General features: G+C 44.5%; 25 protein-coding genes and 1 pseudogene. 16 read left to right on the forward strand and 10 right to left on the reverse strand.

The features are described from left to right. The 5 genes from EWV60_RS01440 to EWV60_RS01460 form a co-directional block, all read left to right on the forward strand. Positions 1-1,403: WD40 repeat domain-containing protein (locus EWV60_RS01440; RefSeq protein WP_287230428.1), on the forward strand; the 1,403-nt coding region annotated here is incomplete at its 5' end. A 105-nt stretch (positions 1,404-1,508) separates the two neighbouring features. After that, the gene (locus tag EWV60_RS01445; protein WP_002742722.1) at positions 1,509-1,739 is read left to right on the forward strand and encodes a hypothetical protein; all 231 of its coding nucleotides are present in this window, start codon (positions 1,509-1,511) and stop codon (positions 1,737-1,739) included. Positions 1,740-1,742: 3 nt separating this feature from the next. Beyond that, the gene (locus EWV60_RS01450; protein WP_002742721.1) at positions 1,743-1,967 is read left to right on the forward strand and encodes a DUF2283 domain-containing protein; all 225 of its coding nucleotides are present in this window, start codon (positions 1,743-1,745) and stop codon (positions 1,965-1,967) included. A 34-nt stretch (positions 1,968-2,001) separates the two neighbouring features. Beyond that, the gene (locus EWV60_RS01455) at positions 2,002-2,229 is read left to right on the forward strand and encodes a DUF8778 family protein (protein ID WP_008200158.1); all 228 of its coding nucleotides are present in this window, start codon (positions 2,002-2,004) and stop codon (positions 2,227-2,229) included. Beyond that, positions 2,217-2,357 (forward strand): hypothetical protein, encoded by a 141-nt coding sequence (locus EWV60_RS01460; RefSeq protein WP_008200156.1) that lies wholly within the window; start codon positions 2,217-2,219, stop codon positions 2,355-2,357. The genes EWV60_RS01455 and EWV60_RS01460 overlap by 13 nt, the downstream gene beginning before the upstream one ends. A 999-nt stretch (positions 2,358-3,356) precedes the next feature. Here the strand turns inward: EWV60_RS01460 and EWV60_RS01465 are convergent. The 3 genes from EWV60_RS01465 to nifJ form a co-directional block, all read right to left on the reverse strand. Beyond that, positions 3,357-4,571, reverse strand: a complete 1,215-nt coding sequence (locus tag EWV60_RS01465; RefSeq protein ID WP_287230430.1) for an ATP-dependent 6-phosphofructokinase — start codon at positions 4,569-4,571, stop codon at positions 3,357-3,359. Positions 4,572-4,888: 317 nt separating this feature from the next. Beyond that, a complete protein-coding gene (locus tag EWV60_RS01470) occupies positions 4,889-5,914 on the reverse strand; it encodes a dihydroorotate dehydrogenase-like protein (protein ID WP_287230431.1) in 1,026 nt (341 codons plus the stop codon). A 2-nt stretch (positions 5,915-5,916) separates the two neighbouring features. After that, positions 5,917-9,471: a pyruvate:ferredoxin (flavodoxin) oxidoreductase gene (gene nifJ, locus EWV60_RS01475; protein ID WP_287230432.1), complete on the reverse strand. Its 3,555-nt coding sequence runs from the start codon at positions 9,469-9,471 to the stop codon at positions 5,917-5,919. 690 nt (positions 9,472-10,161) lie between these two features. On the opposite strand from nifJ, the gene lexA reads away from it, so the two are divergent. Together lexA and EWV60_RS01485 are read left to right on the forward strand one after the other, a co-directional pair. After that, entirely contained in the window at positions 10,162-10,776 is a 615-nt protein-coding gene (gene lexA / locus EWV60_RS01480) for a transcriptional repressor LexA (RefSeq protein WP_002737392.1), read from the forward strand. 129 nt (positions 10,777-10,905) lie between these two features. Beyond that, on the forward strand, positions 10,906-11,172 hold the full coding sequence (locus tag EWV60_RS01485; protein WP_016515581.1) for a TIGR02450 family Trp-rich protein: 267 nt from the start codon (positions 10,906-10,908) through the stop codon (positions 11,170-11,172). 252 nt (positions 11,173-11,424) lie between these two features. Here EWV60_RS01485 and EWV60_RS01490 read toward each other — a convergent pair whose 3' ends face one another. Then, positions 11,425-12,762 (reverse strand): DUF4335 domain-containing protein, encoded by a 1,338-nt coding sequence (locus tag EWV60_RS01490; protein WP_287230433.1) that lies wholly within the window; start codon positions 12,760-12,762, stop codon positions 11,425-11,427. Positions 12,763-12,930: 168 nt separating this feature from the next. Next, entirely contained in the window at positions 12,931-13,470 is a 540-nt protein-coding gene (locus EWV60_RS01495) for a DUF3038 domain-containing protein (protein WP_287230504.1), read from the reverse strand. Positions 13,471-13,605: 135 nt separating this feature from the next. Between EWV60_RS01495 and EWV60_RS01500 the strand changes: the two genes are divergently transcribed. Further along, positions 13,606-15,177 carry a Na+/H+ antiporter gene (locus EWV60_RS01500; RefSeq protein WP_002737412.1) on the forward strand — a complete coding sequence of 524 codons (1,572 nt, stop codon included), beginning with the start codon at positions 13,606-13,608 and terminating at the stop codon, positions 15,175-15,177. 285 nt (positions 15,178-15,462) lie between these two features. Here the strand turns inward: EWV60_RS01500 and EWV60_RS01505 are convergent, their stop codons facing one another. From EWV60_RS01505 to EWV60_RS01515, 3 genes are all read right to left on the reverse strand, one after another. Continuing rightward, positions 15,463-15,951 (reverse strand): PIN domain-containing protein, encoded by a 489-nt coding sequence (locus EWV60_RS01505; RefSeq protein WP_193979787.1) that lies wholly within the window; start codon positions 15,949-15,951, stop codon positions 15,463-15,465. Beyond that, entirely contained in the window at positions 15,948-16,199 is a 252-nt protein-coding gene (locus tag EWV60_RS01510) for a UPF0175 family protein (protein ID WP_104395591.1), read from the reverse strand. The genes EWV60_RS01505 and EWV60_RS01510 overlap by 4 nt, the downstream gene beginning before the upstream one ends. A 209-nt stretch (positions 16,200-16,408) precedes the next feature. Beyond that, positions 16,409-16,924 (reverse strand): single-stranded DNA-binding protein, encoded by a 516-nt coding sequence (locus tag EWV60_RS01515; RefSeq protein ID WP_002754347.1) that lies wholly within the window; start codon positions 16,922-16,924, stop codon positions 16,409-16,411. 85 nt (positions 16,925-17,009) lie between these two features. Here EWV60_RS01515 and EWV60_RS01520 point away from each other — a divergent pair, with 85 nt between their 5' ends. From EWV60_RS01520 to EWV60_RS01540, 5 genes are all read left to right on the forward strand, one after another. Beyond that, a complete protein-coding gene (locus EWV60_RS01520) occupies positions 17,010-18,005 on the forward strand; it encodes an amino acid ABC transporter permease (protein ID WP_287230434.1) in 996 nt (331 codons plus the stop codon). A gap of 232 nt (positions 18,006-18,237) precedes the next feature. Then, the gene (locus EWV60_RS01525; protein ID WP_002754350.1) at positions 18,238-18,615 is read left to right on the forward strand and encodes a hypothetical protein; all 378 of its coding nucleotides are present in this window, start codon (positions 18,238-18,240) and stop codon (positions 18,613-18,615) included. 277 nt (positions 18,616-18,892) lie between these two features. Then, entirely contained in the window at positions 18,893-19,753 is an 861-nt protein-coding gene (locus EWV60_RS01530; RefSeq protein WP_287230435.1) for a shikimate dehydrogenase, read from the forward strand. A 29-nt stretch (positions 19,754-19,782) separates the two neighbouring features. Then, on the forward strand, positions 19,783-20,826 hold the full coding sequence (locus tag EWV60_RS01535) for an AI-2E family transporter (RefSeq protein WP_287230436.1): 1,044 nt from the start codon (positions 19,783-19,785) through the stop codon (positions 20,824-20,826). A gap of 67 nt (positions 20,827-20,893) precedes the next feature. Continuing rightward, the gene (locus tag EWV60_RS01540) at positions 20,894-21,880 is read left to right on the forward strand and encodes a DMT family transporter (RefSeq protein WP_002754355.1); all 987 of its coding nucleotides are present in this window, start codon (positions 20,894-20,896) and stop codon (positions 21,878-21,880) included. 4 nt (positions 21,881-21,884) lie between these two features. Here the strand turns inward: EWV60_RS01540 and EWV60_RS01545 are convergent. Continuing rightward, positions 21,885-22,202 (reverse strand): annotated as a pseudogene (locus EWV60_RS01545) (class I SAM-dependent methyltransferase); the annotation flags it as partial. A 135-nt stretch (positions 22,203-22,337) separates the two neighbouring features. On the opposite strand from EWV60_RS01545, the gene EWV60_RS01550 reads away from it, so the two are divergent. From EWV60_RS01550 to EWV60_RS01560, 3 genes are all read left to right on the forward strand, one after another. Next, positions 22,338-23,207, forward strand: coding sequence for an MBL fold metallo-hydrolase (locus EWV60_RS01550; protein WP_149107308.1), 870 nt, complete (start codon positions 22,338-22,340; stop codon positions 23,205-23,207). A gap of 125 nt (positions 23,208-23,332) precedes the next feature. Continuing rightward, positions 23,333-24,031: a bifunctional demethylmenaquinone methyltransferase/2-methoxy-6-polyprenyl-1,4-benzoquinol methylase UbiE gene (ubiE, locus tag EWV60_RS01555; protein ID WP_287230437.1), complete on the forward strand. Its 699-nt coding sequence runs from the start codon at positions 23,333-23,335 to the stop codon at positions 24,029-24,031. 35 nt (positions 24,032-24,066) lie between these two features. Further along, positions 24,067-25,305: a DUF445 domain-containing protein gene (locus tag EWV60_RS01560; RefSeq protein WP_043997320.1), complete on the forward strand. Its 1,239-nt coding sequence runs from the start codon at positions 24,067-24,069 to the stop codon at positions 25,303-25,305. A 344-nt stretch (positions 25,306-25,649) separates the two neighbouring features. On the opposite strand, the gene EWV60_RS01565 is transcribed toward EWV60_RS01560, so the two are convergent. Continuing rightward, complete coding sequence (locus tag EWV60_RS01565) at positions 25,650-26,354, reverse strand: LmeA family phospholipid-binding protein (protein WP_130757643.1); 705 nt, start codon at positions 26,352-26,354, stop codon at positions 25,650-25,652. Between the last annotated feature and the right edge of the window lie 106 nt (positions 26,355-26,460).

The following is a 26,460-nucleotide window of genomic DNA, read 5'->3' on the forward strand; positions in this document are numbered from 1 at the left end:
AGACTATCAAACTCTGGAATGTAGAAACAGGCAAAGAAATCCGCACCCTCAAGGGGCATGATAGCTATGTCTTAAGCGTTAATTTTAGTCCCGACGGCAAGACTTTGGTGAGCGGTAGTGAGGACAACACTATCAAACTCTGGAATGTCGAGACAGGCAAAGAAATCCGCACCCTCAAGGGGCATGGTAGCTTTTTCAATAGCGTTAATTTTAGTCCCGACGGCAAGACTTTGGTGAGCGGTAGTGAGGACAACACTATCAAACTCTGGAATGTAGAAACAGGCCAAGAAATCCGCACCCTCAAGGGGCATGATAGCGCTGTCAGAAGCGTTAATTTTAGTCCCGACGGCAAGACTTTAGTGAGCGGTAGTGGTGACAACACTATCAAACTCTGGAATGTAGAAACAGGCCAAGAAATCCGCACCCTCAAGGGGCATGATAGCACTGTCTATAGCGTTAATTTTAGTCCCGACGGCAAGACTTTAGTGAGCGGTAGTGTTGACAACACTATCAAACTCTGGAATGTAGAAACAGGCCAAGAAATCCGCACCCTCAAGGGGCATGATGAGCTTGTCACAAGCGTTAATTTTAGTCCCGACGGCAAGACTTTGGTGAGCGGTAGTAGGGACAAGACTATCAAACTCTGGGATGTAGAAACAGGCCAAGAAATCCGCACCCTCAAAGGGCATGATGGCTCTGTCAAAAGCGTTAATTTTAGTCCCGACGGCAAGACATTGGTGAGCGGTAGTAATGACAACACTATCAAACTCTGGAATGGGTCAACAGGCGAAGAAATCCGCACCCTCAAGGGGCATGATAGCGATGTCTATAGCGTTAATTTTAGTCCCGACGGCAAGACTTTGGTGAGCGGTAGTTGGGACAAAACTATCAAACTCTGGAATGTAGAAACAGGCCAAGAAATCCGCACCCTCAAGGGGCATGATAACTTTGTCACAAGCGTTAATTTTAGTCCCGACGGCAAGACTTTGGTGAGCGGTAGTTGGGACAACACTATCAAACTCTGGAATGTAGAAACAGGCAAGGAAATCCGCACCCTCAAGGGGCATGATAGCTATGTCAATAGCGTTAATTTTAGTCCCGACGGCAAAACTTTGGTGAGCGGTAGTGATGACAAGACTATCAAACTCTGGAATGTAGAAACAGGCGAAGAAATTCGCACCCTCAAGGGGCATGATAACTCTGTCATAAGCGTTAATTTTAGTCCCGACGGCAAGACTTTGGTGAGCGGTAGTGCTGACAAGACTATCAAACTCTGGAATCTTGGGACAGACTGGGGTTTAAGTGATTTAATGGGGCGTAGTTGCGATTGGGTGCGGGCTTATTTGCACAATCCTAATTCTGGTGTCAGGGAGGAGGATAGGGGTTTGTGTGATGGGATTTGATCCCCCCCTGCCCCCCTTTTTAAGGGGGGAGAATTTAGTATCTGGGGAAATTTATCTAAATTTCGTTAAAATTATGATAGAAGGAATCGATCAGAAAAATGATGAATGAAAACTACCCGCTACTTTGAAGAACAAGTCTTGGTCAAAAGACCCTATCTTAAGCGAGAATGGTGTCAACAGGCTATCCAGAATCCAGTTAGACGAGAAATAGAACCAAATGGACGCATTCGTCATTGGTTATACATTCCCGAATTAGGAAAATACTTGCGAGTTGTCACTCTAGATGATGGAGAAACCATTCATAACGCCTTCCCAGATCGTAACTTTAAGGAGTAAAAAATGAAATTTAGTTATTATCCTGAAACCGATTCTCTATACATTAGCCTATCAGAAAAAACAAGCACCGATTCTCAAGAAATCGCCCCTGATATTGTTTTAGATTTTGATAGCGAAGGAAAATTAGTTGGAATTGATATTGATCAAGCTAGTCAAATTGTTGATTTAACTCGTTTAGAAACTGAATCTTTCCCCCTTAATTCTGTTATTTTAGCTCAATCAAAATAGTCTATATTAGAATCAAATAGCTAAAGAGATAACAATGGCTAAAATCTCCATTTCTTTACCCGATGAACTGGTTAATTACCTAAACCAGAAAGTAGAAGATAAAAGCATTTTCATCGCCTCAATTTTACAACAATGGCGACAACAACAAGAAGCAGAAGAACTCGCCCAAGCTTTTTTAGCAGTAGATGAACTAGAATTAGGATGGACTGACGAATGGCAAACAGCAGCGATTATCGACTCGGAAGCATTATGGCTGAAGTAAAACTGAGTTCTAAACATCTAAACTCCTTAAAAAAATTTATTGAAGACGCATTAACCGAAAGACTGCAAGAACTTCAAGAAGGAATTAAGCGCACCCAAGAACGAATAACTTTTTTTGAAAATAAGTAGCTGGTTATAATTAAATTAAAAATGGATTTTAGGTTCGATCCCCCCTGCCCCCCTTGATAAGGGGGGTGCCGATAGGCGGGGGGATCCCCCCTTAATCCCCCCTTAATAAGCAGACACAAGAATTTCTCAGACGATTTGAAAACAATGAATTGCAGCATACCTTAGACTTTGATGAATGGATGGGAGAAGCTTGGATGCTAGAAGCTTTACTGCAAGACAAAGAAGAAATTGAGGAGATAGAATTGGTTGATTAATGACTATTTTCAAGAGATTAGACATCTCATTGAAGCTTGTCCAATAGTTCAATCTTATAACCTCATTACTGATAGTAGAAGTCTTTATGTAGGGTTTGCTGAAAAAGTAGGGGCGAAGCATTCGGATAGGAAATCTACGGTTTTAGCGATAGGTTATGCCCGAATGCTTCGCCCCTACAGGACGCGGGCCGATGAAGATGCAAGGTTTTGAACGACGATTCTCTCAAAATCTTGCACCTGTTTCGGGAGAAAAGCCACAAATTTGACAGAAAAGAATTTGATTCGTCGGGTTGATAAGGATATACAGTTCGGGTTTATAATGATAAAAGTTTATGCTTAGAAAATTAATTAGGGCTGGCTGAAAAAGTAGGGGCGAAGCATTCGGATAGAAAATCTCTGGTTTCACCGATAGGTTATTGCCCGAATGCTTCGCCCCTACAGGACGCGGACCTATGAAGACGCAAGGTTTTGAACGACGATTCTCTCAAAATCTTGCACCTGTTTCGCGAGAAAAGCCACAAATTTGACAGAAAAGAATTTGATTCGTCGGGTTGATAAGGATATACAGTTCGGGTTTATAATAATAAAAGTTTATGCTCAGAAAATTAATTACACTCTTTAAAAAAGTTTCTTTATTTCGACAGTAGCTGTCAGTATCTCCCGTAATTGTAGCGTTTAGAAATGCCTAATCTTAACCAATTAACAAAGCGAGAAAGTATTAGCAACCCTTCTCGCTTTATTATAACTAAACCAACGCCTCCACAGCTTGCGGAACTACTGCCGTCTCGGTCGTGGTCGTGGGATTTTCCCCTAGGTAAATTCCCAAAGAACGGGCTGTTTTGACGATAAAACCATCAGGATCCACGGGATAGGCACAGCGATGCTCTTGATGACATTGTTTGATAATTTTGATCACCGGTTTCAGGGGCAAACTACGCACTTGTCCCCCGCGCCAAATCACCACGCGATCGAGTTTTCCCTGTTCAATTAATTCTACGGCCTTAATGCCGAAAGCCGTGGCTAACAGTCGATCCATGGCCAAAGGAGGACGACTTCTTTGCAGGTGTCCCAAAGACATGGCCCGCACATCCATGGAATTGAGATAACAGAAGACGGGATCGGTAACGCACAAAGAGCGAGTTTTGTCAAATATTAATTTTTCTAAATAATCGGCAATATACTTCTCTTTTTGGTTATCTTCGTTTTTAACACCCTCAGAAATCACAATAAGAGCGAATTTACGACCTTGAGCGCGTAATTCTGCCAAATGACGACAACAACCGTCGATAATTGCGGGAGTGAGAGCCGGGGTTAATTCGGGAATAAAAATCGCATCGGCCCCCCCGGCAATCCCAGCATGAAGGGCTAAATGACCGGCATCTCTACCCATCACCTGCACAATCATCACCCTTTCGTGACTAGCGGCGGTAAAGGTGAGATCATACAAAGCTTGAGTAACGATATCGACGGCAGTGGTAAAACCGACTGCCCATTCCGTATAGGGAACGTCATTATCGATGGTTTTGGGAACCGCGATAATATTCCAATTGCCTTTCTGGGCGAGATCGTAGATGATATCGATGCTCCCATCGCCTCCAACGACGATCAGGGCATCTAATCCCAGCATTTCGTATCCTTGCAGGATTTTCGTGGCAATTTCTGGGTTTTCGGGATGTCCTTTGCTTAAAGAACCCAAAACACTACCACTAAGAAACTGCAAAACGTCTAATCCTTTCAAGACCCCGGGTAGGTTATAGCCATGCTGAGTCAGGATCAAATCTTGGGGGTGATATTTTCCCTCGGCAATCTGCATAAAACCGTCGGTCCCGTAGGGAATGCCGTACACATCCCAACCCTTGAGTTTTGATGATTTCACCACGGCACGAATTACCGCGTTTAACCCCGGGCAATCGCCACCACTGGTAAGAATACCGATTTTTTTCCTTTGATTCTCGTTCATAGTTATATCCTCCTGGATTTTTTTGTCAGTTATCAGTTATCAGTGATCAGATGTAAGTTTTCAGTTTTCAGTTAAGTAGCTGGTTATAATTAAATTAAAAATCGATTTTAGGTTCGATCCCCCCTGCCCCCCTTGATAAGGGGGGTGCCGATCCCCCCTGCCCCCCTTGATAAGGGGGGTGCCGATCCCCCCTGCCCCCCTTGATAAGGGGGGTGCCGATCCCCCAAGTTTTCAGTTCACTGATTACTGATTACTGTTTACTGGACGGCTACGCCGTGCCTTTGGCAACACTGAAAAAAGCTCCCCACTTCCCACTTTTATTTGCTGGTGGTTTGAAAACGTTTCCAAACAGGTTCGTAACTTTGCAGGGCTTTCATATACTGTACCCGTTCAAAAGCAGTCGGATCTGGGCAATTCATTTGACTCATACTGCCAATTAACTGCTCGATCGATTCGTACTCATTTTCTTCCAACCAATGCAATAAACCCTGTTCGATCTTGGTAATTTCCTCCAAACCGTGGCGTAATAAAACACTAACTAACATGGTCGCTTTTGCCCCTACCATCATCATTTTGATCACGTCGATGGCGTTATGAATACCACTGGTAGCGGCAAAATCCGTCGCTACACGACCGTAAAGCATGGCAATCCAGCGCAGGGGTAAACGCATTGCTTGGGGATTACTGAGGATAATATTAGGGTGAACATCCAAGGTGTCTAAGTCGATATCCGGCTGATAGAAACGGTTAAATAATACCAACCCATCGGCCCCTGCTTCCGCTAATTGTTTAGCCATATTGGCCGTATTGCTAAAGTAGGGACTTAACTTCATCGAGACGGGAATTGATACCTCCGATTTGACAATTTTGAGGATATCAACATAGTTTTGTTCGACGTGATTTCCGGTTAATTCTAGGTCGTTGGGAACATAATAAACATTCAACTCCAAAGCATCAGCGCCCGCTTGTTGAATTTGAATGGCATACTCCAACCATCCCCCAGAGGTCTCACCGTTGAGACTGGCAATAATGGGAATATCGACCATTTCTTTGGCTTTGCGAATATGGTTGAGATATTCGTCGGAACCAACGTGAAAAACCTCCGGTTCGGGAAAATAAGTCAAAGCTTCCGCAAAACTCTCGGCTCCGTGGGTAAAATGATGGTGTAGAGCCAGTCTTTCGTGTTTAATCTGCTCCTCGAAAAAGGAGTGTAAAACCACGGCAGCGGCCCCAAAGTCTTCCATTCTCTTGATATTGTCGATATCCTCGCTCAAGGGTGCGGCCGCACCGATGACTAGCGGCGATCGCAATTGCAAACCCATGTAAGTAGTGTGTAGATTCATAACTATTCGTTGCTCCCTGTACCTTTTGCTGCTAAATACTGATACATTTGCCAGCGCGTATCCACATCTGCTTGTGCTTCTTTGAGCAGACGTTTAGCTTCCTCCGGCTTACTGGTGGCCAACATCTTAAAGCGATTCTCCGAGTAGAGAGTTTGCGCTACGGTAAGCTTAGGCGCACGGCTGTCCAATTGCAGGGGATTTTTGCCTTCTTTAGCTAAATCGGGATGATAACGGTACATTAACCAGCGACCGCTTTCCACCACTTCTTTTTGATGGTTCATGGCGGTGGTCATGTTGATCCCGTGAGCAATACAGTGAGAATAGGCGATAATTAACGATGGCCCGTTATAAGCTTCCGCTTCTAGGAAAGCTTTGATAGTTTGCTCGTTTCTTGCCCCCATAGCCACGCTGGCCACATAGACGTTACCGTAGGTCATGGCCATTAAACCGAGGTCTTTTTTCGGGCTGGGTTTGCCACCAGAAGCAAATTTAGCTACGGCGGCGCGAGGAGTAGCTTTCGAGGCCTGGCCGCCCGTATTCGAGTAAACTTCCGTATCCATGACCAAAATATTGACATTGCGACCACTGGCTAAAACGTGATCTAAGCCACCATAACCGATGTCGTAGGCCCAACCGTCACCCCCGACAATCCAGACACTTTTCTTAACCAGATAATCAACCACAGATAACAACATTTTCACTTGCGTGGTCGGGGTTAATTGCCCTAAACGGGATTTTAGGGCCTCTACCCGTTGCCGTTGTTCGTAAATTTCCGCTTCATCCACTTGGTGACAATTGAGAATATCTGCCGCTAGACTTTCTCCGATTTCACTAGCGAGGGTTGCTAACAGTTCGGCGGCAAATTCTGCCTGTTTATCGATGGAAACTCGGAATCCTAAGCCAAATTCGGCATTATCTTCAAAGAGGGAATTCGACCAGGCCGGACCGCGACCTTCGGCGTTAACTGCCCAGGGCGTTGTCGGTAAATTACCTCCGTAGATAGATGAACAACCGGTGGCATTAGCCACTATCATGCGATCGCCAAATAGCTGACTGACTAATTTAACGTAGGGAGTCTCACCACAACCGGCACAAGCGCCGGAAAACTCAAAGAGAGGTTCCTGCATTTGCTGATGGTTAATTTTATTGAGATTTAGGCTTAATCGGTCTGGATTAGGCAAATTAAGGAAGAAATCCCAGTTAACTCGTTCCTGTTCCCGCAGGGGCAATTGGGGAGTCATATTAATCGCTCTTAGACGCGGTTGCGATTTGTTTTTAGCGGGGCAAACATCAACGCAGAGACCGCAACCAGTACAATCTTCGGCGGCCACTTGGATGGTGAATTTTAGCCCTTTCCAGTCGTGATCCTTGGCATTCGCGACTTTAAAGGTCTCCGGGGCCGTGGCTAATTCGGCCTCATCATAGACTTTCGAGCGAATAACGGCGTGGGGACAAACAAGAACGCATTTACCGCACTGAACACAGACATCCGCATCCCAAACGGGGATTTCTTGGGCAATATTGCGTTTTTCCCATTGGCTAGTGGCGGTGGGATAGGTCCCATCGTTGGGAAGGGCGCTAACGGGCAATTCATCCCCGTGACGGGCGATAATTTTGCCGAGGACTTCTCGGACGAAAGCGGGTGCAGTGTCGGGAATCGGTGGTCTTAATTCAAAAGCTTCAGGGGTGACAGTGGCGGGAATTGGCACTTGATAGAGGTGTTCTAGGGCAGAATCCACAGCTTTGATGTTCATCTGCACGATTTCTTCGCCTTTCTTGCCGTAGGTCTTGCGGATGGCTTTTTTGATTTGTGCGATCGCATCTTCCCGAGACAAAACCCCCGCTAGGGCAAAGAAACACACCTGCATCACGGTATTAATCCGACTGCCCATCCCCGCTTCTTTGGCTACTTGAGTCGCATTAATCGTATAAACTTGCAGATTTTTATCGATGATAGTTTGCTGGAGATGGCGGGGTAAGTGACTAAACACCTCCTCCGGTGGATAGGGACTATTCAGGAGAAAAATAGAGTTCGATTTAGCGGTTTCTAGCAGATCAAATTGTTCGATAAATTCCCACTGATGACAGGCGATAAAGTTAGCATCGGTGATTAAATAGGTAGAGCGAATCGGCTCCGGACCAAAGCGTAGGTGAGAAACGGTGACGGAGCCAGATTTTTTGGAATCATAGACGAAATAACCCTGGGCATAATTATCAGTATCTTCACCGATAATTTTAATTGAATTTTTGTTAGCTCCCACCGTACCATCGGAACCTAAACCGTAGAAAACTGCCCGCACTACTTTGTCTGGTTCGGTGGAAAAACTGCGGTCATATTCCAGACTGGAAAAGGTAAGATCATCAACGATACCAATAGTGAAGTGATTTTTCGGTTTGTCGAGACTTAAGTTATCAAATATACCGGCAATCATGGCTGGAGTAAATTCTTTGGAAGATAAACCGTAGCGTCCTCCCACAATTTTCGGCAGCTTGCCTTCGTACTCTTCCATAAAGGCATTTACCACGTCTAAATATAGCGGATCGCCCCCGGCACCGGGTTCTTTACAGCGATCTAAAACGGCTATTTTTTTCACTGTAGTGGGCAAAGCTGCCAGTAATTTTTCGGCGGCAAAGGGACGATAGAGACGAACTTTTAAAACCCCAACTTTAGCCCCATTTTGATTGAGATAATCGACGGTTTCATGGACGGTTTCCCCTCCCGATCCCATTAACATAATCACTCTTTCAGCATCGGGCGCACCGTGGTATTCATAGAGATGGTATTGCCGTCCTGTTAATTGGGCAAAACGATCCATAATTTTTTGAGTGATATCGGGACAAGCATGATAGAAAGGATTGACGCTTTCCCTTGCCTGGAAATAAACATCGGGATTTTGTGCCGTGCCTCGTAACACCGGTCGATCGGGAGTTAAAGCTCTTTGACGATGGGCAATAATTAGGTCTTCATCGATCAGTTCTTTGAGAGTTTCATCGCTAATTAATTCGACTTTTTGCACCTCATGACTGGTACGAAAACCATCAAAAAAGTGCAGAAAAGGAAGCCTCGTTTCTAGGGTGGTAGCTGTGGCAATAGCCGCCAGATCTTGAGCTTCTTGAACGGAATTAGCCGCTAACATAGCCCAACCCGTACTTCTGGCAGACATAACATCACTATGATCCCCAAAAATTGACAACCCTTGGGCTGCTAAAGCACGGGCTGCCACATGGACTACTGAAGAGGTTAATTCCCCCGCAATTTTGTAGAAGTTGGGGAGCATTAATAATAATCCCTGCGAGGAAGTGAAAGTAGTAGTTAAAGAGCCTGTTTGTAGCGCTCCGTGCAGGGTTCCCGCTGCCCCACCTTCGCTCTGCATTTCGATTACGGAAGGAATGGTTCCCCAGAGATTAGCTCTCCGTTCGGCTGCCCAACTATCGGACCATTCACCCATAGGCGAGGAGGGAGTGATAGGATAAATAGCGATCACTTCACTGAGACGATAGGCAACGCGTGCAACAGCTTCGTTACCGTCTATGGTTGCATAGGTTTTTGTGGTCATGTGTTCCCCTTAGTTTTTACGATATTTGTCGGGATTTTAAGTTTTTTTACGGCTCAATTTCGCACTAAATATCCTCTCGTTTCCCTGACAACCGAAGGATTTTCTTGAGCGTCGCTTTTGACTCCCTATCTACTATTGGACGCTTACGGCAGACAGGCTTAAGTAGAGCGATTTTTCTGTCTCCACCTCGATCATTATCCAGATTCTTGGCTTTCTAGCAATTCGTTATTTTTTCTTAATACGCTGCTGAGTTTGCCAGCAACCGACCCTGGGGTTAATTAATATTGAGAATTGAGATAAAAATTAATGATACTTTTTAAAAAAAAGTGCTAGGTCAGAAGATAAGCTGTTGACTATCTAAATTACTCGTTAAGACTGTCTATGAGAAGGGAGAAGGAATTATGAATTATTAATTAGGGTTTGCGGCAAAAAGTTTTTCGGTGGTGGCAGGGTGTGGGGTGTAGGGTGTGGGGTGTCGGAAGAATAAATAGAAATAATCCCCTGTCTCGGAGTCTCCTGTCTCGGAGTCTCCTGTCTCGGAGTCTCCTAACCAAGCACGACAATTTTTGATTTTTGCAAGAGATCTAATAACCAGTTGATTTAGTCAGCCGATGAAGTTAAGATGTACTAGGTTAAACACAAATGAACTAAAGTACAAATTATCTTAACCCAAGGATAGGAAAATAGATCATGACTAACCTCGAATCCCTTACTCAAGCGCAACAGGAGTTGTACGACTGGCTAATTGAGTACATTCGCACTACTCAGCACGCCCCTTCCATCCGGCAAATGATGCGAGCGATGAATTTACGCTCTCCCGCACCGATTCAAAGCCGTTTAGAACGTTTACGCGCCAAAGGCTATATTGATTGGACAGAAGGAAAAGCACGCACCCTGCGGATTCTTAAACAACCAGTGCAAGGTTTACCGGTTCTGGGTGCGATCGCTGCTGGTGGTTTAGTGGAACCCTTCACCGATGTGGAAGAAAAACTCGATCTTTCTAACCTGTTGCAACGCAGTCAAGACTGTTATGCTCTGCGCGTTTCTGGAGACAGTATGATCGAGGATCATATTGCCGATGGGGATCTGGTGATTATGCGTTCTCTCACAGGCAATGAAGGGGTGTCCAATGGGGAAATCGTCGCCGCTAGAGTCGAAGGCCACGGTACTACTTTAAAACGTTTCTACCAAGAAGGCGAAATCATCACTCTCCAACCCTCCAATCAAAAATATCAACCAATTACAGCCAATACTGAACAAGTACAGGTGCAAGGGGTTTTGGTTGGTGTTTGGCGCGGTTATTAGCCAAAACTGGGGCGCACTTAAGCGCCCCGATCATTTTTCCTCTCCTTGGCTTCTGGAAAAAAATCGGGTTGGCAAACTAGGATAATATAAGGGTTTTAGCCTATCCCGCACTCAGGTGTTTTAACTTTTATGCCCAAAAAACAGAAGTATCCCCATCTCTTGGGGTCAAAATGGACGGCAAAACAAAAAACATGGGGCTGGCGACATTTTCAAGTGGTCAATCGTCAAAATCGCGGTCAATGGGTTTTTGCCGAATTAGTCGCTTCCTGCGATCCGACCGTCCGCTTCTGGATTAATGCTAAACAGTTGCAAGACGCGAATCTCTGGCAATCAGGTTGGCAAACCCTAACGGAAATGAACCAACCGGACAGCATCGACGAGATTATTGTTAATTAAGTAGGTAGGCGTTAAAAATTATCACATGCCCCCCTTATTAAGCTATCCCTTATAGGGATCTTTCTTAACAATTTTTGCAGTAAGCACTCCAACCCTTATCCTGACTTGATTTCAGTTTTTTCTTTGTCAGTAAGGGTGTCAACAAGGAAAGATGTGACTAAAGGACAGCTTATTAAGGGGGGATTAAGGGGGGATCGAACCTAAAATCAATTTTTAATTTAATTATAACCAGCTACTTAAATGCAGTACAGCCTATTGCTGTTCCATAAAAGTCCGCACCGTACCATCAGAACCAAGAACTAGACGCAATTGGGGATTACCAGAGATATCGAGGGGAGACACGAAAGGTTGATTAAGCAGGGGCATATTAGTGCGATCGAGATAGATTTTTGCCGCCTGTCCCAGGGGAATAATCTGTTTTAGGGAACCATCCTGATTTAAGACCAAACGGTACTCTAGAGTATGCTTAAGACTTTCCGGGGGTTGCCAACGGGACTGAAAATATTCTCTGGTTTCTGCCACTTGGGGAATGGTATCTAGTAAGTTCGTCTCTGGGGCTTTAGCGATGCTTGTGGGCGGTTTGGGGTCTAAATTGACATTTTCGGGGTTAAAAGGGCTTAGAGGCGGTAAATTGGGCAATTTTGGCGGTGCTGGAGTCGGATTCATCGTGGTGGGGGGAAGATTTGCCAGTGCATTTGTACCCTGAGCGCCAGTGACGGGGGGGGCAGTAATCGGGATGTTCTGATTATTCGGTTCAATTACGATCGCCGTGCCGCCCGGACGCGAACCTGTGACTGGTGGCGGCGGTAAAGTGGACGGCGGAATCACCAGGGGGACGCTAGAGGGACGAACTGGGGCTGGAACGGTTCCCACGGGGGGCGGTGGCGGTAAAGGGGCTTTATTGCCCAAATTTGCCGGTAACTGCGGGTTTGGGGCGGCTGTTCCCGTGGGGGGTAAAGGCAGCGTTGGCAAGGGTTGGGGAATCTTGGCGTTATTGGGATCGCTGGTTAAATCATTGTTGACCACTTCTTGCCGTTGATAAAATGCGATCGCTATTCCCCCGATAGTTATTAGGGCTGAGGCGATTAATCCCGTCCACATCAGGGCATTTTTTCGAGTTTTCTGGCGAATTAATGGGGGTATTAGGGGGCTTTCATGGTTATACTCCCCTAAAGCATTGGCTAGATCGAATAATTGCGATGTGGTTAATTCGATCTCCTGTTTATCCTGATCGGTTAGCAGGGAACCTAAAAATAATTGATGCTGCAGAAGTCCCTGACAACGGAGAGAGGGTAAGGAGGGGAGATGGCTTTCGGGGGAACCACTAGCCACGAAAGAGAGGGTAGAAACGGGACTAGAGAGTAAATTCTGCACATAATTAGCGACAATTTCCCCTAGGAGTTGTAATTGTGTGCGATCGCCTTTGATCGTCACCTGTTTTTCCTCACTCAATCTAGGATCATCAAAACGCAATTGAAAGTGGGCATCGTTTAAGACATTTTTACCCAGCCAAACCGCTAGAGGCGAACTATTTCCCCAAATTTCTAGGGTACAGGTGGGGGGTGTATATTTGCGAATTAGATTACTCATTTTTAGTTATCGGTGGGAATTATGAATTATGAATTATGAATTATGAACTGGGAAGCTTTTTTTCAGTGTTGCCAAAGGCACGGCGTAGCCGTCCAGTAAACAGTAAACAGTAATCGGTGAACTGAAAACTTACATCTGATAACTGAGAACTGATAACTGATAGGCTTTTTACTTTTTACTTGCTAAAAGGGTGTGCCAGAGAAGGAGATGACTGCGGGGGCTGCTGTAGAACAATAAATCGATTAATAATTTCCAAGCTAGGGAAGTCAGGCTAGAATCACTGAGATTATTTGCCGATATTTCTGGGTATTTTAAGCGAAAATTATCAATATAATTGCCCAAAAGCGTGGTTTTGACCGGTTCTTCTCCTTGAGTTCCCACTTGCTCCAAGAGAATTACAGCGCGACGGATTAACTCTTGCTTTTTTTGGGCGAGATGACAAAGGAGGAGAACTAGAGAACGGATGTCCGCTAGGGAAAGTTTTGACTGGGGTTGCCAGTAGCGGGCAGCTAGGCGATCGCTTGTATCCGCATCTAAGGCTAATTCCTGGGCTGCTTGGGTGATAGAATCGGAGTCTAAATTAGCTAGAGAGACTAAAGCCGCCAAAATCAGGTTTAAATAGCTATTAATACTCTCTAACTGCTCGTTACTGGGTGAGATAGCTAGGGGTAAATCCTCACCCGTGGAGGACTCGGCAGACTGAGGCATAGTCAAGGACATAGATAAAAGGAATTGCCAGCAGAAAAACTTGGGTTTAGGAGAAAAAATCACTGGTTCTAAAGTGTAATAATAATTGAGATTGTTCTTTTCTTGCACGTCCGCTCACCGATTGCCTCCTACCCAATGAGTTTAGAATCCGCTACCGATGAAGTCATTAAGCAAAATTTAGAACAATTTCTAATTGTTTTGTCCGTTTCCCTGAGTGTGGCGACGGTTTCGAGGATTTTTAGCTGGTTTCGCCAAATTCCTTACACCCTATTGTTAGTGATAGTCGGTTTAGGTTTAGCTTTTATCGATATCCGTCTGGTGAACCTATCCCCCGAACTGATTCTAGAAATTTTTCTGCCCCCTTTGCTATTTGAAGCCGCTTGGAATACGCGCTGGCGAGATCTGAAGGATAATTGGATTCCCGTCAGTCTTTTCGCTATTGTCGGCGTAATTATCTCGATTTTCGGGGTTGGTTTTACCCTAGATGAATTGACTAATTTACCCCTATTTACGGCATTATTAGTGGGTGCAAGCCTTTCTTCTACGGATCCCGTCGCTGTTGTCGCTCTTTTTCGCGAATTAGGGGCCAGTAAAAAACTCACCGTGCTTTTGGAAGGGGAAAGCTTATTTAATGATGGGGTCGCTGTGGTCGCTTTCGCTCTTTTGGTGGAAATTCCCCTCGGTGCTAGTGGTCTATCCTTAGAGACAACCATTAGCCGGATTGCCGCTTTTATCGGTATCGGGGTAGCAGTGGGTTGTTTAGTGGGTTTTGGTATTTCCTATCTGACTCAACGTCTGGATTTACCCCTAGTGGAACAGTCTTTAACTCTTGTGTCCGCCTACGGTGCTTATTTATTAACCGAGGAGTTCGGGGGTTCGGGGGTAATCGGAGTGGTGACTACGGGGATTATTTTGGGTAATTTTGGCTCTAGAATCAGCATGAGTCCCCGTACCCGCCTATTAGTCACGGAATTCTGGGAGTTTCTCGCTTTTTTTGTCAATTCGATCGTTTTTCTCCTCATCGGCGATCAGATCCGTCTCTCCAGTTTAGCCGATAATCTCAATTTAATTTTTATCACGATCGCTGCCGTAGTGGCGGCCCGTTTTCTGGCTACCTTTGCCTTGGCAACTGTTAGTAATGCCTTGATGGAAACTAAAATTAATTGGCGGGAAAAAACGGTTTTATGGTGGGGAGGTTTGCGCGGTTCCGTTTCTATTGCCCTAGCTTTAAGTGTGCCGGTTATTTTTCCCAATCGTCAGGATATCATCGATATCGTCTTCGGAGTTGTTCTCTTTACCCTGTTGGTTCAGGGATTAACTATTCAAACTTTCCTATCGAGATTAGACTTGATCGGTGATCAACCAATTCGAGAAAACTATGCGGAACTTTTAGCCCGACGGGTAGCTTTAAAAAGAGTTTTAGACTATCTTTCTAAGTTAGATAAATCTCCCGATGTTGCCCCCGAATTTTTTAGTTATGAGCAGCATCTCGTCAAAGAAAAGTTAAAGACTGTAGAAGCGGAAATACAATCTCTCAACGATAGTTATCCCCAATTACAGCTATTAACAATGGAACAACTTCGGGAAACCCTCCTAGATATCGAAGCTGATACCTACGCTGAATTTATTCGATCTGGCCGTTTAACTAGCAATTTATCCCCCGTCCTCCAAGAAATTCTCGCTGAAAGTAAAATTACTGATCAGTAGGACTATTTTGGGGTATATACCTGAACTTTCCCCGTATAAATATACGGCTCATCTGAGTTCAGTATGCTAAAGATCGAAGACAAATTTCTCAAACAGTTTTCACACAACTATTTTGGCTCTTGATAACCGTCCTGTTGGATTTTAGGCTCTGTAATCTTGGGCAAGAGAGGGATTGAGTTTTTATAAATTTATAGATAACCTACTAAACTAGGATGATCCCATTGGTATGGGAGACGATAGTTTCGATCGATACCGACTCCACAGACTATCTTGGCTTATCCTTTACTAAAGTTCTTCAGCCAAAGCTAAGACACGCTGATATAGCTGAGGGCTGACGCGAAAACCAGCTTGGCTGATCAAGGTATCCATAACAGGTTGAACTTGAGGGATGAGGCTTCTTTGTTTGGCAACGAGCAGAATGCCCAGAATACCAATGATAGACAGCCCTAGCCGCAGGGCTTCTTGCCGCCCCAAGCGTTCATCAATGAGCAGATCATCAGCTTGTAGCTCAAGGGCCAAGGCTATGGCATTCGCTTCTCCAGCATCCAATCCTCGTTCTTGCTGAAGCTGGTTAGCGAGTTCGGAGTTGGTGAGGGGTTGGGGTTGAATCCAACCGACTTGGAGAATGGCTGGAATGATGGGATTGCTTGCGGCTGCTAGTTCCCTAGCAACAACGTCTGGAATGATAACGGTTTGGTAAATTGACTCTAGCAACCAGAGATGATCGATAATCGCTAGATTGGCAAGGGCGGAGGTATCGCTGACGACGATCATAGCCAGCCTCGATCGCGCAGATGCTGAACATCCTGCTCAAAGTCTTCTACATCGTAGTGAACACAAATATCGCGCTCTGCCAACAGTTTTTGAAAGTCCATGACTTCCATCCCGGCAATTTTACTGGCGCGACTGAGGGAAATCCGCTCTTGCTGAAACAGCGCAATGGCAATCTCCCGGAGCCAGTCGCCTTGGTTAAAGGTTTCGGCTTGGCTGAGGTTATCCGGTAGGTTCAGGGTAATTTGCATTGAGACATCCTCACGCGCTAATACTTACTTCTTCTAGCCTGCCATATCTCAGTTAAAGCTTTGGCTCTTCTGGTTTCTGTGTGGAAACGAGGTCTATACTGATAGAATATCCGTCAAATAGCACTGAAAGTCTTGCCCGATCAGCATTTCACGATTCCATAAGCAAAAATTATCAGACAAAATCGAGAAGAGCCATTCTGTCGGGGTACTTAGAAAGGAATATCGTCTAAATTTTCCTCCACCGATGTGTCGCTAGGTTGCCAAGCGGAAGGATTAGAAAGTTCATAGGATGCGTCGTATTCAAAATCCCCGGTGGAGACAGGTGCGACGGGTTTTTCCACCTCAGTTTTATTCGATTTGTGGGTATTGATTGGCACGACTTTTTCTGGAGTCGGGGCTGCCATTTCACCGCTACTCACGCTGCCGTCAAGATGATAGAGATGACTAATGACTAATTCGGCCCGTTTTTCCTTAAAACCTTCGGGACGATCGATCGTCTGCATCGAGAGACGACCTTCTAAAATTACCCGATCGCCTTCATTATAGTTCTGAGCGACTTCTGAGGCTAAATTTCCCCAAGCTACGGCCCTTAAATTAGCTGGGGTTGCCTCGGCACGATTGGGAGAAAACTCGACTAACATTTGAGCGTAGGGAGTTTGATTATCTTGGGTATAACGTAATTCGGGACGACGGACAATTTTAGCCATTAAAATGCAACTGTTCATGGTCGAAAATCAGTCTGAATTTTTCTAATAGCACCATTGTACTGAAAAAGTACGAGGATCACCACTGGGGAGGTTAGGGAATTTTATGGGACTCTGGTTAAGAAAAAATCTCTTTAACACTTGGTACAACGTCATCTTAACCCTTGCGGGTCTATTTCTCAGCCTCTGGGGGGGCTTAAGTTTTCTCGATTGGGCGATAAATCGGGCAAAATGGGCTGTAGTGACGGAAAATCTCGGTTTATTTGTGGTCGGTCGTTATCCAGAACAGTCAATATGGCGGATTTGGCTGATTTTAACGATTATTGCGGCTTTATCACTGTTTTCTTGGCAATTAAACCGGGGTCGCTTCCCCAATTGCCCCGCTTTTCTCCAACGCTGGTGGGGATTGCTCTGGTTATTGACTTTACCTTTAATCGCTTGGTTGCTATTGGGGGGATTATTTTTAACGACAATTCCCCTCGATGATCTCAGTGGTTTAATCTTAACTTTATTAGTAGCGATCGCCAGTATGATTTTATCTTTTCCCTTGGGGGTATTATTAGCCCTGGGGAGACAGAGTGAATTACCGGCAATTCGTTGGCTATCTATTGGCTATATCGAATTATTGCGCGGTTTACCTTTGTTGGGAATTTTATTCATGGCTCAGGTGATGTTACCTTTAATTTTACCCGCCGGGACGAGACCGGAACGGGTGATCAGAGCGATCGCCGGATTTACCCTTTTTGCGGCAGCCTATCTGGCCGAAAATGTTCGGGGTGGTTTACAAGCGATTCCCAAAGGTCAAATTGAAGCGGCCAGGGCTTTGGGTTTAAAACCGATTTTCGTTTTATTATTGATCGTTCTACCCCAAGCTTTAAAAGCGGTCATTCCCGCCATTGTTGGTCAATTTATCAGTTTATTTAAGGATACTTCTCTACTGGCGATCGTGGGACTGGTGGACCTCTTGGGTATGGCAGGATCGGTTTTAGCTAATCCGAAATTTATCGGCGATTATCCAGAGGTTTATCTATTTTTGGCGTTTATTTACTGGATTTTCTGTTATTCTATGTCCCTAGCCAGTCGTAGGTTAGAACAGCGTTGATTGGGGTGTGGGGTGTGGGAAGCTTTTCAGTGTTGCCAAAGGCACGGCGTAGCCGTCCAGTAAACAGTAAACAGTAAACAGTAATCAGTGAACTGAAAACTCACATCTGATAACTGATAACTGATAACTGATAACTGATAGATGGCTACCTAGCTTTTTGTCATAAATATTGATATGATTTAACAATCAGCAGCAATTTATGGTAAATATATTTATTTAGGAGAGCGAGAAAATGGCTGGATTCTTTGGCCTGTTTGGCAATAAGACGAAATACGTCGATGAACCGATGGATATGAGCGCACCGGAACCGAAAGAGGCTTTTTACTTGGAACCCGATGACGCTAAAACTCTCGGTAATATCGACTTTATGCGGACACCGATCACGATCCGACGTACTTTCCCGAAAACTGCCTCGAATAAAAAGGGTGGCGAATCGATTAAACAGATTTCTTCTATGGAAGTCAGCAAAGTCACCGATAACGGTATTGTGGCAAAATCGGCTACTTCCGAGGCTAATAGTAAGGCTAACGCTGCTAATGATAACGTTCGTCGCGCTAACGATGACAATATCAATCCTTTCCTGAAAATGGCCCGCGAAATCAAGAAATAGTATAGGGTTTGCTGAATAAATCTAAAAACCTTGTTGGGTAAAACTTTTAGACCTTTTGGCCATCAAAAAGTAATGGATCTGGGAGTGATCGAGGGAAAAATTCCGGGACTTTTTCCCTGAAAATTAGGTAATTGACCCCCTCAAAATCGGTAAAACCCTACACCCCACACCCTACACCCTGCCCCCAGGAAAAACTTTTTCAGCAAACCCTAGTATAGTAAGGTGAGCATTGGCCACCCTTGAGATTAAACTTTGGTGGGGAAAGCCCACCTTTTTTATGACCATTATTAACGGAAAAACCAAGTTATTAGGCGTAATCGGCGATCCCATCGGCCATACTCTTTCTCCCCTCATGCACAATGCCGCTATCGATGCCTTGGGGCTAAATTATGTCTATCTTCCCCTACCGATCGCCCCAGAAAATTTAGCAACTGCGATCGCTGGTTTGTCCGCCATCGATCTAGAGGGTTTTAGCGTCACGATTCCCCATAAATTAGCAATTATTCCCTTATTATCGCAAATTACCGAGAAAGCAAGGCTAGTAGGCGCAGTTAATACCGTCTGGCGCACGAAAACTGGCTGGCAGGGAACGAATACCGATGTGGATGGCTTTCTCGCACCCTTGAAATCCCTTGACAAAGATTGGAGTCAGGTGAATCCAGTTATTTTGGGCAATGGCGGCGCTGCCCGGGCGGTAGTGGTGGCTTGCGCCCAGTTGGGCTGTGGCGAAATTCATGTGGTAGGACGCAATCAAAAGAAATTAGATCCTTTTAAAGAAAGTTGGGCGAATACCAGCCTCTATGACCTCCTAGAAGTGCATGGCTGGGACGAATTAGAGGGGCTGGTATCCACCACAGAACTCCTGATTAATTCTACCCCCATCGGAATGTCCCCCCAGGGCGAACAATCCCCAGTTGAGTTAGAATTATTAGACCTTTTGCCCTCATCGGCGATCGCCTACGATCTAATTTATAATCCCCGGCCGACCAAATTTCTCCGGTTAGCCCAGACTAGAGGGATAAGAATTATTGATGGGTTAGAAATGTTAGTTAATCAGGGAGCGATCGCACTAGAAATCTGGTTAGGTCAACCCGTCCCCGTCTCGGTCATGCGGGAAGCTTTGTTAAAACAATTCTAAATGCTAAAATCCTATTTCTGGCTTGATTTATGACCCCTTCTAGCTCCTTTTGGAAAACTCTGAATAACTCGATTCTAGTGCGCTATCTATTATTATTTGGTTGTGGCTGGAGTCTGATTATCTTAATTAACTATTTCTACGGGACGATCGCTATTTTTACTGGTTCGGCAGTCCTGGCCGCTCTATTAAATTATCCCGTGGTTTGGTTATCTCGTTATCTACCGAGAGGACTAGCCATTGCTATTACCACCCTAGTAGCTTTTATCCTCCTATTTAGATTAGTCACAGGCATAGGATTAGAAGCAGTTAGTCAGGGGAAAGGACTAATATTCAATCTTACCGATGCCCTGGGTCAACAAGATTTTTTACCCTTTCAAGACTTTCTCGATCGATTAGATTGGAATAAAATGGTGGGAACCCTACAAACTGGTTTAGCCACGGGTTTATCGGTCGTACAAGGAGTTTTTTCCAGTGTCTTTACCGGCGTTTTCGGGGCGGTGATCAGTGTTTATATGCTCATCGACGGTGATAAACTCTGGCGAAGTTTTTTGCAACTTCTCCCCCCAGCATACCGGGAGCGTTTTGCCAAGTCTTTTCGACAAAGTTTTCTGGGATTTATTCGCGGGCAACTGTTATTAATGCTCTTTTTATCGGTGACGAGTTTCTTAAGTTTTTCCCTATTGGGAATTCAATATGGGCTAATTTTAGCGGGTATTCTTGGTGTTATCGATGCTATCCCGGGTATCGGGGCAACCCTGGGCATTTTGTTGGTAACTATCTTGACTTTTACCTCCCAAGGACTAACAATTGCCGTTAAAGCTTTTATTGTCTGTGTTGTCTTGGTACAAATTCAAGATAATATTATTCGCCCTAAAGTTATGGGCAATGCCCTAGAATTAAACCCGGTAATTTTATTTTTATCCCTCTTTATCGGCGAAAGAATTGCGGGATTATTAGGGGTTTTTCTCTCCATTCCTATCGCTGGGATGATTGCGCTCTGGATCAGTTACGGGGAAGAAAAACCAATAACAGATTTAGAGGAAAATCAGTTAAAAGAAAGTCAGGAGAATTAAGGGCTGATCCCCAGTTTCTACTATACAATTAGGGAAATTTGTTATCTACAAAACTCGATCGCTACTCATGGAAAACCTAGATTTAAAGAAATCCTCGCCCCTCTTACTTATCTCACCGTTTTTTCTCTGGGGAACAGCGATGGTAGCGATGAAGGGTGTTATCCCCCATACTACCCCCCTATTTATGGCGGGAATTCGCCTTGTTCCCGCCGGAATGTTAGTTTTAATGGTAGCTTGGTTTTTAGGTCGTCCTCAGCCCAAAACCCTGCAAGCATGGTTATGGATTGCCCTTTTTGCTCTCATGGATGCCACTCTTTTTCAAGGTTTTCTGGCATTGGGGTTAAATCGCACCGGGGCGGGGTTAGGATCGGTAATTATTGACTCCCAACCCCTAGCGGTGGCTTTAATGTCCAGTTGGCTATTTAAAGAAGTTATCGGTGTCTGGGGATGGTTAGGATTGGGTTTAGGGATTGGGGGAATTAGTTTAATCGGCTTGCCCGATCAATGGTTTTATGACTTTTTTGGACAAAAAGCGGTAAATATTGACTTTAGCTGGCAGGAATTACTAAATAGCGGCGAAATGCTGATGCTTTTGGCTTCCCTATCCATGGCGGTGGGAACAGTGTTAATCCGGTTTGTCTGTCGTCATGCGGATCCCGTCAGCGCCACGGGATGGCACATGATTTTAGGAGGATTGCCGCTATTTTTAGCTTCAGGTTTCACCGAATCCCATCAATGGCAAAATGTAGATTTAAATGGTTGGTTAGCTTTAAGTTATGCCACGATTTTTGGTAGTGCGATCGCATATGGAATATTCTTTTATTTAGCCGCCAAAGGCAATTTAACCAGTTTAAGTTCTTTGACTTTTTTAACTCCGGTTTTTGCCCTCACTTTCGGGAATTTATTCCTCGGTGAGATGTTAAGTGTATTGCAATGGGCGGGGGTATCTTTAACCCTTGTTAGTATTTATTTAATCAATCAAAGGGAAAAAATATCCCCACAAGTGCGGGCAATTTTTGCTAATCTTTCCTCACTTATACCCAAAAGCAACTAACTCAATCTTGAGATAATACAGTTAGTTTTTCTCCCGATGGATCGTATTTAAAAAAGGCTTCTACGCCATAACCGCAGCGATCGCTATTATGGCAGAAAGCGGCGACTAAACTACCGCGACGAAAACAACCAATTTGACAGTAAACCTCGTCTGGTTGCAGACAGGCAACGGCTAGATTGAGCAGGGGAAAGAGATTGCGATCAGGATAAGAGGCGGTTTTTTCGCTTAAAAGGGTTAATTGCTCGGAAATAGGCGACATTAAAGCCGATCCCCAATCCTGATACTGTTGGGGCAGTTTTTCTAAGAATTTCTGTAAATCCATACCTTGCTTTCCCGAAAACTATAATCCTTTTCCAATATCGTAAATCATCGTGCTTGTCATCAGGTCACAGACTTAATTGTGGAAGAGTGCTAATCTAACTATTAGCCTATTAGCACAAGTAGAGGAGCTTCTAATATGCCCTACAAATGCTTCCAGATCAAATTTTGGGGAGTGCGGGGGAGCATTCCCTGTCCAGGTTCGGAAACCGTTCGTTATGGTGGTAATACTTCCTGTGTCGAGATGCAAGTCGGTAGAGAAAGATTAATCTTCGACGGTGGTACGGGGTTACGCATCCTAGGACAGTCTTTGATGACAGAAAGTCCAGTGAAAGCCCATTTATTTTTCAGCCATTCCCATTGGGATCATATTCAGGGTTTTCCTTTTTTTATCCCCGCTTTTATCAGGGGCAATACTTTTAAAATCTATGGGATTCCCTCTGCCAACGGAGTAACCATCAAGCAAAGATTACACGATCAGATGTCACACCCTAATTTTCCCGTGCCTTTGCAGATTATGCGGGCTGATTTAGAATTTTATAATCTAGAAATGGGCAAAACCCTCTACTGTGCCGATTTCACCGTCGAAACCCGTCCTTTAAATCATCCCGGGGAAGCGGTGGGTTATCGGGTAAATTGGCAGGGTTTATCGGCAGCTTATATTACCGATACCGAACATTTTCCCGATCGCTTTGATGATAACGTTCTGGCTTTAGCTCAGCAAGCGGATGTGATGATTATTGATGCTACCTACACCGATGAGGAATACAACGATCCTAAGTATTCTAAGGTGGGTTGGGGTCATTCCACTTGGCAACAGGCAGTCAAAATCGCCCAGGCAGCGCAAGTTAAGCAGTTAGTTCTATTTCATCACGATCCCGCCCATAATGACGATTTTCTCGATCGCATTGGGGAACAGGTAAGAAAGATTCTGCCTCAAACTATTCTCGCCCGGGAAGGACTCTCGATCAAATTACGACCGGAAGGTTCTCGGATAGATGAAGCGTAACCTAAGCTACTGTTCTCACCATGAAGATAACTGCTGTAGATGGTCAACAGCTTATCTCCGTGGGCGGAGATAGGATAGAATGATATAACTTCATCTGGGATTTTCTCTGGTGCTATATTATAAAAATGTCCAATCAATCCTCACCTAACTCCACAGAAATACAAGCAATTTTTGATCAGATCGCTCCCGAATATGACCGCCTCAATCAGGAATTAAGTTTAGGATTACACCGTATCTGGAAATTAATGACAGTCAAATGGTGTCAACCCGAAAAAGGGGATTTTGCCCTCGATGTCTGTTGTGGTAGCGGCGACCTGACTAACCTATTATCAAAACAAGTGGGTAAAACCGGCCAAGTGATCGGACTAGATTTTTCCCCACAACAATTAAAAATCGCCCGTCAACGTTTTAGCGCCACTAATATTAACTGGATGGAAGGGGATGCCCTTAATTTACCCTTTGCCGATTCTAGCTTTGATTGTGCCACTATTGGCTATGGATTACGCAATGTGGTCGATATTACCCAATGTTTGGGGGAATTATACCGAGTCCTGAAACCGGGTGCTACAGCGGCGATTCTTGACTTCCATCAACCCACCCAAACCATCGCCAAACTATTCCAAAACTGGTATCTCGATCATATCGTCGTTCCCGCTGCCGAGCGTTACGGTTTAACTGACCAGTACGCTTATATTAGTCCCAGTATCGATCGCTTTCCCCGGGGCCCAGAACAGGTAAAATTAGGCTATCAGTCGGGATTTTCCAGCGCTGTTCACTATCCACTCCTAGCAGGACTGATGGGAGTGTTAGTCTTGAAGAAATAACCTACTGACATTTCCGTTTATTTTTTGCTGCTAAATTGAATCTCCCTACTCTTTGGACATGGATATTACCGCCGATCGCGGGGGCAATTATTGGCTATTTTACGAACGATGTAGCCATAAAAATGCTATTTCGTCCCTACAAGGCGATTTATATCGGTAAGCGTCCTCTTCCCTTCACTCCGGGGTTAATTCCTCGCAATCAAGATCGATTAGCTGTCCGGGTATCGGATACGATCATGGGTTCCCTGTTAACCCCCGAAGAACTACAAAAACTGGCTAAACGACTCCTCGACACCGAAAGGGTACAGGGGGCGATACTCTGGCTGTTACAATTAGCTTTAAAACAAATAAAAGGCGATCGGCAAGCAAAAACCGCCGAGATTTTGGCGGCGATTCTTCACGATTTATTCGGGGAATCTTTAGCGAAATTACTAAAAGTTTTAGCCCGACGGCAGGATTTTTTAGAAAAACAGATCAATCAAATTTTTGATCGCCTAGTCTTGGAATTTTCTCTCAGTGAACAACAGGCGCGACAATTCTCCGATTGGCTATTAGAAACCGTCCTACCTGCTGATGTTATCCGTCTAGCTTTAATCGATTTTTTAACCGATCGCAATATTCAGGTTATCGATGAAGGATTTCGGGAAAAAACCAGTGGAACCTATTGGGTAGTAGCCAATTTATTCGGTTTACGCAATGCCCTGGCCCGCTTACGCACTTTTTGCCTTGATGAAAAGGATTTAGCTAATACCAGAATCAAAGAATTATTACTATCTTTAGAGATGCGTAATCGTCTGAAAAACTGGTTACAAGGTATCTCTTTGCAAAATTTACCTATCTCCACCGTCAGACAATTGCGTAAAACCACTAGGGATACGGTGCGAATTTATATTCAAGAAAGTGGCGAACAATTTCTGCAAGATTTTGGACAAACGATCGACTGGGATCAAATCGCTAATTTAATTATTAATCGTCTGCAATCTTCGGAGTCAATGACTACATCATTAGGGGTAATTAGTCAAGAGTTAGCGTTAATTTTAGAGCGTTATCTAGAGGAAGATTTAGAGAAATTAGTCGCCCAAATTATCCCAATTCTCAACATCGATCAGGTGATCCGCGATCGGGTGAATGCCACTTCCCCGGCCGATCTGGAAAATGCTATTCAAGGCATTGTTAAACAGGAATTACAGGGAATTGTTAATCTCGGTGGTATTCTTGGTCTTCTAGTCGGACTAATGCAAACAGTTATTTTAATTGCACAGAATAGAGGGTAATAATTAGGGTTTGCTGAAAAAGTTTGTTGGTGGGGGCAGGGTGTGGGGTGTGGGGTGTGAATTTTCCCCCTGAAAAAGCCTTAATCTAACAAGGTTTTTAGATTTATTCAGCAAGCCCTAATTAGGGTTTGCTGAATAAGTACGGGCGAAGCATTCGGGCAATAACCTATCGGTGAAACCGTAGATTTTTTATCCGAATGCTTCGCCCCTACAGGACGCGGGCCGATGAAGACGCAAGGTTTTGAAGCACGATTCTCTCAAAATCTTGCACCTGTTTCGCGAGAAAAGCCACAAAACCCTTACCTTTAAACTAAGTTAACCCACCGGAATCATCCCGTTTATTTTTAAGGTAAAATCAAAAAACTTCCCTGACAGAAAAGAGTTTGATCGTCGAGAATAAAAGATTTAATCTCCACATCTTTGCCTAAATCGACGGTAAAAGGTTGCAAATCAATAGATAAATCTGGGGCTAAACCTTGCCATTGTCGGGGACTAATCCCTAAAGTGCGAGCATCTTCTAGGGTAATATCAGCGCTAAAAATTACTTCTGCACCCGTTTCTCTATGGCCGAGAAGACAGAAATAACCCTGATTTAAGAGAACATTTTTCCAGTTAAAACGCTGTTGTGAGATAATTTCTCTGGCGTTAACAATTCCGTTATTTTCTAGGGAAAAAATTAGTAAATCGGCAAAAGCATTAACTAAAATAGTCGAGGCGATCGAATTATTTAAATCCTGCTCGTTAATTTCCACTTCACCGCTAACCCGAATAGGTTCCAAAATTTTTAGGGGTTTCCCTCGCAAAACCTGCCCAATATTAAGACGAATATTTTCCCCTCTTAATTGCGCTTTACCCAGATGTAAACCTTGATAAATCGCTTTTCCTACGGCTAAAAATACCCCGGGGATATAACCGCGCAAAATTTGCCGATCATGACCTTGCAGCTGCATTTCTAAATCTTCTATCTGTTCTACTTGTGTTCTTAAGAACAGACGTACTGCTGGCGGCAAAACCTTACTAATAATCTCACTTTGAGTATTGACCCACATAAACGTTATCTCACTCACTCCACAATGTTTCTAATTGTAACAGAGCTAGATCGATCGAACCATGAGGGGCCGCCGTCAGCTATCATACTAAATCCGTTGAGTAGAG

This window comes from Microcystis sp. Msp_OC_L_20101000_S702, assembly GCF_007095705.1.
GTDB classification, from domain to species: Bacteria; Cyanobacteriota; Cyanobacteriia; order Cyanobacteriales; family Microcystaceae; genus Microcystis; species Microcystis ichthyoblabe_A.